A 7,032-nucleotide genomic window follows, 5' to 3' on the forward strand; every position below is an offset into this window, starting at 1 on the left:
TTATCCGGTGATTTCTTTAACTAAAGGCGTTATCGGCTGAGTTAGATAATCCTTGAGTTGTGGTAACACATCGCCCATTTTAATGCTAATGGCATGTTCACTCGCTAAAGGTGCTTCAAACTGGCTAAGTTGGCGACGCATCACCTCAGTATCGGCATCGGAAGGGTCTTGATTATGCAGGGCGCGTTCGGCAATGCGTTGCTCGGCTAAGCTCGCATCCGGTTCTAAGCTGATAATTAAATAAGGGTGTTGAGCCGACTCAGCCATCTCAATAAACCGTGCGCGGTGTTTGGTCTGCAAAAAGGTCGCATCGGCCACCACGCTTAATCCGGATTGTAAAGCCGATTGGCAGGCCTGGTATAAAGCTTGATGAGTCGCCTGGTTCATATGCGGGCTATAGAGTACCGATTTTTCGGCGTCGGTCACGCGGGTAGTTGTTTGAATTCCGTAGAGGCGTTTGCGTTCGCGATCCGAGCTAATAACTAAGGCACCGAGTTGCTGATGAATTTGTTCGGCGTAGTAACTTTTGCCTGAGCCGGATACACCTTGCATAATAAATAAGGTGGGGTTCGCTTTATGTAAATAAGCATAGTGTTCGGCTAAATCGATATAGGCCACCATGGTGTTTAAAACATAACCTGCTTCGGCCGACTCTGGCTCGAGCTGTTGGTAACGCAGGCCAGTGATTTTTGCGCGCACCAGCGCACGATAGGTTTGATAAAAACGCAAAAGCACCAGGCCTGCATAGTCACCGGTTTGTTGTAAATAGCGGTTCAAAATCGCTGAGGCCAAATCGGGTTTTTTGCGAAAATCTAAATCAATCAATAAAAACGCCAAGTCACTGAGGGTATCAATCCAACGAAATTGATCGTTAAATTCGATGCCATCAAATAACACGGGTTCATCATCAATCAGGGTAATATTGTCGAGGTGCAAATCGCCATGACAGGCACGCACATGGCCTTGTTGTTGGCGTTGTTCTATCATGGGTGCCAGCAATGTGTGTTGATTTGTGGTCCAAAGCGCTAACTGATTGAGGCGGTCTCGTAAAGTTTGGCAATCGAAATCGGCTTGGGTAGTTTTCAAGTGCGGACAATCTAATAAGGCCATTAACGAAGGGAAGTTATCGGTCATGGGTTCGAGCACACAAGTGGGCGAGCCTAAAAAATCGCCCGCCGGAATGGCCTCTGCCTGTTGGTGAAGTTGGGCGATGGCCGATGCCAGTTGGCTAATTTGAATATCGGAAAGCGGGGTATGCAATAAATAGCGGCTTAATACTTTTTCTGGATCAAATTGATGCATCTTCACCAGATAATCCACTACCACCAGGCCTGGTTGTGGTGTCCAACTGATTTGGTCTGGCTGTTTAGGGTGTTGATAAATCGGCACAACCCCTAAATAAAGCTGCGGAGCGGTGCGGCGATTGAGTTCGACTTCCAGCTCGCAAAAACGTTGGCGTTGGGCTAACTCGGTAAAATCTAAAAATCCAAAATTGACACGTTTTTTTAGCTTATAAGCAAATTTTCCAGTTAAAAACACACAGGAAATATGAGTTTCAATGCGCTGCACTTGCTCGCTATCTTCTAAAAAGTGCGTCGGTGTGCTGAGCCAATGAATTAAGGCTTGGTTTGCTTGGGTGATGCTCATATTTCAATCATGTCTTTTGCGGGTATGTTATGTAAATGCCAGTGGCGGATTGCCCAGCTCCAAATTTCATTTAATGAAGCTTGCTGTAGTTCTAGAGGCGGGGATTGATTTAAAAAGGCTAATACCTGCCATATTTGCAGCACCGCTTGATCAGCATCAATCGCCGGACTCTGAGCCGATTTGCTGTACTTTATGTGTTGTGATGTGACCGCCACGGGATGATGACCATATTGCAAGGATTGGTTGGCCAAGGCTTGGCAAATTAGGGTTTGGGCAAAGCTGCTTTGTAATAAATCCGAGCCGCGAATTACGTGGGTCACGCCCTGTGCTAAATCATCGGTTGCACAGGCTAAATGATAGCCGATATAACCATCGCGTCGTTTTAATACAAAATCGCCTAATGACTTGAGCGGATTTAGATGCAGTTGACCTTGAATTAAGTCGGTCAGTTGCCTATTTTGATCGGGGGATTTAAAGCGCACTGCATATTGATCGGAAGCGGCCAAACCCCGGTCTCGACAATAACCGCTATAAAGACCATCCGAGTCACGCGCAAAAATTTGTTTACGAGTGCAGTCGCAATAAAAAGCTTGCTGTTGATGGATCAGTTGCTCTAAAGCTTCAATATGGCGGGCGTGAGATTGAGATTGGTATAAAACCGTTTGATCCCATTCAAAACCAAACGCATCGAGTTGATGCAGAATTTGTGGAATCGAGTCGGGCACGACTCTGGGGGTATCAAGATCGTCAATACGGAGCAACCATTGTCCCTGGTTTGCTTTCGCATCAAGAAAACTAGCGGTGGCGGCGATGAGTGAGCCAAAATGAAGCGGCCCCGATGGGGTCGGGGCAAACCGTCCAACATAGGTCATGAGGCGAGTTATGCAACGCCTTGTTTTTCACGAATCTCTTGTTGACGCTTCATTTCCACTGTCATATCAGCGGTTGGGCGCGCTTCCATACGGCCTAAACCAATTTCGTCACCACTGATTTTGCAATAACCATAATCGCCAGTTTCAATTTCTTTTAGCGACTTATCAATTTTGGCAATTAACTTGCGCTCACGATCACGTGTGCGTAATTCCAAAGCAAATTCTTCTTCTTGTGTTGCTCGATCATTCGGATCGGCTGGGGTAGAAGAGTCACTACGCAAATGTGTTACGGTCGATTCCGCTTCATTAATTAATTGCTTTTTCCAAGCCAAAAGCTTGTTGCGGAAATGTGCTTTCATGTTTGCGCTCATGTATTCTTCACCTTCCTCTGGAACATAGGGAGGATAATCTTCAATAAAGCTGCTTGACTGTTCCATAGAACTCTCCAAATTTTCTTATTTTTATATCAAGTTTAATCGAGGTGACCTCTAATCTACATCGGCAACCAAGCCAACTTTTAAACTTGACGACGTTTTATATCAGGTTTTTTTCGTCACCACAAGCTTAAAAAAACGCAAAAATTCGAATTTAACCATCTCCAATTTGTCTGCTTAGAGCGGCCAAGCTATTAATAAAGCTTGAATTTAAGGTGTTTTTAACGCAAAATCCGGGCGTTTTAATCAAAATAGAGGAATATTTTATGGCTACATTAGAAGCCTTATTGTTTGATGTTGACGGAACCTTGGCCGATACCGAAAAAGACGGGCACCGTGTGGCCTTTAATTTGGCTTTTGCCGATGCCGGATTAGATTGGGAATGGAGTGAAGCCTTATATGGTGAGTTGTTAGCGGTCACTGGCGGCAAAGAGCGCATTAAATTTTACCTAGATAAATTCAATACTGACTTTGCAAAACCGGCTCAGTTTGATGAGTTTGTTAAAGGTTTACATGCCTCTAAAACCAATTTTTATACGCAACTGATGGCCGAAGGTAAAATTCCATTGCGTCCGGGTGTTGAGCGCTTAATTAATGAAGCACGTGATGCTGGAATGCGCATTGCCATCGCCACCACCACGACCCCTGAGAACGTGACGGCTTTGCTGTCAAATACCCTGGGTGAAGCTTCGATTAACTGGTTTGAAGTCATTGCCGCAGGCGATATCGTACCGGCTAAAAAACCCGCGCCCGATATTTATGATTGGGCCTTGCAGCAAATGAATTTAAAGCCAGAGCAAGCGATTGCATTTGAAGACTCACGCAATGGCATTTTGTCATCCAAAGCTGCGAACTTAAAAACGATTATCACGATTAATGGTTATACCGCGGAAGATGATTTCTCAGAAGCCGAGTTAGTATTGGATCAAATGGGCGAACCGGATCAAGCTTTCCAAGTCTTGTCTGGCGATGCGAACGGCCAAACTTACCTCGATTTAGCACTGGTAAAACACATTCACCAATCCTAATCCCGCCATACCACCAGGCCTGGTGCTTCTACCAGGCTTGGTTCTTTATTCGGTTATTTCTTTTTTAACGCTTGTCCTTTAAATTCAATTCCTTGCCAGCCAGTTTTTACAAAGTTTCGAATGTTTTGATGATCTTCACCTTCGGGGTGGAGTAGGACGTCTTGGGTGTAAAAGTCCCCAAATGCATTTAAGGTATCGGTTTCGCAGAGTTTATGTAATTTCGCAAATGCAAAGATTTTGCATGAGCCGTTATTGGTTCCGGCTTCGTTAAATAATTCACCATTTTTGAATGCGGTTGGGGTGAAGGTGTATTCGGCATCGATTACGTCCATCACTTGGTTAAAATCAACCGGGTGTCGATTTAGGGCTTCGATTAAATCCTCAAGCGTCATAAGGTATTTCCTTGAATAGTAGTAGGGTCAATTAAACGGGTCACGCCAAATGCGGCCGACTGTGAAATTGGTTTAGCGATTGTAGCGGGCATTCTCAACGCGCGCAACTGGCACCAGGCCTGGTTGCGTGTACCGCCGCCTACGGCAAATAGTCGATTAAGTTTGGGCGCACCTAAAGTTTCAAGTTTTTCATAAGCTTGATATTCGACCTCGACTAAGCCTTCGATTAGGGCTTGAAGGCGTTGAGTATCTGAATCGGTTTTGGGAATCATCGGTTTTAAATTTGGGTCGGCAATCGGAAAGCGCTCTCCCGTGTGGGTGAGGGGGTAACAAGCTAAGCCGGTAGGTTGTTGGACATTTAATTGTGGAATTAACGCTTCAAGCTTTTCTAGGCTAAAGTGTGCTAAAAGTACGGCTCCTCCGGCATTTGAAGCACCGCCAACCAACCATTTATGATTAAGTTTATGACTGTAAATGCCATATTCAGAGGCAAATAAAGGTGTGTTTGAGAGTTGTTTAATCGCGAGTGTCGAGCCAAGTGCGGTGACAGCGTCGCCCACTTGGCTTGCGCCTGAGGCTAGAAAGGCTGCAATGCTGTCAGTTGTGCCAGCGAAAACCTGAGTTGATGCTTGAAATTGCCATTTTTTTACTAGCTTTGAGCTGACTGTGCCTAGTAACGAACCGGCGCTCACCACCTTGGGCAATGCATAGGGGCAAAGTTCGCTCACCCATTGCGGCCAGAGCTGATTGATGGAATCGTAGCCTAGTTTAAGCGCATTGTTTTCATCTGTGATGTTTTGCACGCCACAAAGCTGAAAATTTAACCAGTCAATTTGGTGCTGTATAAAATGATCGGTTTGTGGTTTAGTTTGCTCTGCTAACCACATGAGTTTCGCCAAGCTACTGTTGGGCCCACGCGCGGCTGAATTAATAGGTGCGACTTGAGCTATTTTTTTTGCTTGAGGCTGAGCCCGTTTATCATCGTACATCAATGCCTGACTGATCGCTTGACCAAGGCTGTTACAAATCAACACGCTTGAAGAGGTCGCATCGGCAATGATGGCATCAATTTTGGCTGTCCAATTTGATTGTTTAAGCTGACTCATCAAATCGTCAAAGGCGGTCTGCCAAATATCAACCGATTGGTGACTGTTTTGTTGATCCCGTTCAGGAAAGGGCATGGTGACCGAAAATTCGGCTAAAATTTGGCCAGATTTTACTAAAGCGGCACGCAGGCCAGATGTGCCTAAGTCCAAGCCTAGAATAATGGGGGGAGTAGGATATGTGGTGTTTTTCATGGTTTAAATTCTAGCAGAGATTTAAAACTTTCAGCCTGACCTATCTGGTCATAGGTTTAATTTATTTTTCATTCCGCTATAATCCACTAAAATTGCAATTTTAGTTCACTCTTTTGGCCTTATTAATGCTTAAAAAACCTTTAAAACAAACGACTTTAGTTAAACAACTGCTCACTACACTCGCGCAATCGGCCTTGATTGCTTTTGGTGTTTCGATGCTGGTTGTTGGTCTTGTGGGGTTTACAATCGTGTTCGCCCAACTTGAGTCGAGTTTTTCTTTGCAGGCGATGCTGTCGGCCGATATTTCGATTTTGGCCATCCCGTTATTTTTGTTGTTATTTGTTATGGTGTTTTGGCTGGTGACACGTCGGCGTTGTAAATATTTGTTAGAAAACAATGTGTTACCGGCCTTAAATGAGTTAAGTGATGATATTTCGCACTTACGTTTGATTGACCCTTTTGTTGAAACCCAACAAAAGTTTGAGTTTGAAGAGGTGCAACACATTTATGAAAAAATGATGGCGCATCTTAAAAACCTGAAAACGGTTTATAAAAACTTAGATTTGCTGAATGTAACCGATAATGTCACGGGTTTATTTAAGCGTAAGTTTTTTTATGAAATTATTAAACATCAAAACTATGTCAGCAAACGTTATCAACGTCCTTATTCATTAATGCTGGTTAAGTTGGTTGAATTGCAAGATCCGCGAATGAAAGAGATGGAAAAACTCAATCTTTTTGCGCAGTTAATGATTGATAGTATTAGACAGTCGGATATGCTGTTCCATGTAACAGATAAAGCTTTTATCCTGGTGGCGGCTGATACCGATGCCACGGGTATTCAACAATTGTCGCAAGACTTTGGCCGGCGGATTCTTCATTTGGCTCAAGACTATCCAGGCTTTGAATGCCAGTTTGAATTGGGCTATGCGACTTATGGCGAACAAGATTGCTCAGATATCAACGAAATGATCCATACGATGATGTCGCGTTTATTTAAAGTTGAACTGAATAATTTTGACACCAGCGACAATGATTTAATACCAACCGAGCAGGAAGTCGCTCAAACTCAACCATCCAGCTAGCACGCCAAACAAACAGAAAATAAATTAATGCGCTTAAAACTGATTAAAATCGCGGGATTTAAATCCTTTGTTGAAACCACTCGATTGGTTTTGGCGAGCGATTTGGTGGGGATTGTTGGGCCAAACGGCTGTGGTAAATCCAATACGTTAGATGCGGTGCGTTGGGTGATGGGTGAAAGTTCGGCGCGTGAGCTACGCGGCGGGGATATGAATGATGTGTTGTTTAACGGCACCGATAAACGCAAAGCCGTTAGCCAATGTTCGGTGGAACTGATT

At 44.3% G+C, this 7,032-nt stretch carries 8 protein-coding genes; 3 read left to right on the forward strand and 5 right to left on the reverse strand.

What is annotated here, in order from left to right; all coding sequences use genetic code 11:
• From VIM91_RS11670 to dksA, 3 genes are read right to left on the reverse strand one after another with little or no spacing between them, the layout of a single operon-like run.
• On the reverse strand, nucleotides 1–1,647 hold the full coding sequence (locus tag VIM91_RS11670) for an AAA family ATPase (RefSeq protein WP_331864983.1): 1,647 nt from the start codon (nucleotides 1,645–1,647) through the stop codon (nucleotides 1–3).
• Complete coding sequence (gene gluQRS / locus VIM91_RS11675; protein WP_331864984.1) at nucleotides 1,644–2,519, reverse strand: tRNA glutamyl-Q(34) synthetase GluQRS; 876 nt, start codon at nucleotides 2,517–2,519, stop codon at nucleotides 1,644–1,646. The genes VIM91_RS11670 and gluQRS overlap by 4 nt, the downstream gene beginning before the upstream one ends.
• Nucleotides 2,520–2,527: 8 nt before the next feature.
• Nucleotides 2,528–2,956: an RNA polymerase-binding protein DksA gene (dksA, locus tag VIM91_RS11680; protein ID WP_331864985.1), complete on the reverse strand. Its 429-nt coding sequence runs from the start codon at nucleotides 2,954–2,956 to the stop codon at nucleotides 2,528–2,530.
• A gap of 263 nt (nucleotides 2,957–3,219) precedes the next feature.
• Here dksA and VIM91_RS11685 point away from each other — a divergent pair, with 263 nt between their 5' ends.
• On the forward strand, nucleotides 3,220–3,981 hold the full coding sequence (locus tag VIM91_RS11685; RefSeq protein WP_331864986.1) for an HAD family hydrolase: 762 nt from the start codon (nucleotides 3,220–3,222) through the stop codon (nucleotides 3,979–3,981).
• Nucleotides 3,982–4,034: 53 nt separating this feature from the next.
• Here VIM91_RS11685 and VIM91_RS11690 read toward each other — a convergent pair whose 3' ends face one another.
• The gene (locus VIM91_RS11690; protein ID WP_331864987.1) at nucleotides 4,035–4,373 is read right to left on the reverse strand and encodes a HopJ type III effector protein; all 339 of its coding nucleotides are present in this window, start codon (nucleotides 4,371–4,373) and stop codon (nucleotides 4,035–4,037) included.
• Nucleotides 4,370–5,671, reverse strand: a complete 1,302-nt coding sequence (locus tag VIM91_RS11695; protein ID WP_331864988.1) for an FGGY-family carbohydrate kinase — start codon at nucleotides 5,669–5,671, stop codon at nucleotides 4,370–4,372. Before VIM91_RS11695 ends, VIM91_RS11690 begins: the two co-directional genes overlap by 4 nt.
• 125 nt (nucleotides 5,672–5,796) lie before the next feature.
• Between VIM91_RS11695 and VIM91_RS11700 the strand changes: the two genes are divergently transcribed.
• Nucleotides 5,797–6,756: a GGDEF domain-containing protein gene (locus VIM91_RS11700; protein ID WP_331864989.1), complete on the forward strand. Its 960-nt coding sequence runs from the start codon at nucleotides 5,797–5,799 to the stop codon at nucleotides 6,754–6,756.
• 27 nt (nucleotides 6,757–6,783) lie between these two features.
• The coding region (locus tag VIM91_RS11705; protein ID WP_331864990.1) for an AAA family ATPase at nucleotides 6,784–7,032 on the forward strand (249 nt) is incomplete at its 3' end.

Origin of the sequence: Thiomicrospira sp. (assembly GCF_036568485.1) — a bacterium.
Taxonomy (GTDB): domain Bacteria; phylum Pseudomonadota; class Gammaproteobacteria; order Thiomicrospirales; family Thiomicrospiraceae; genus Thiomicrospira.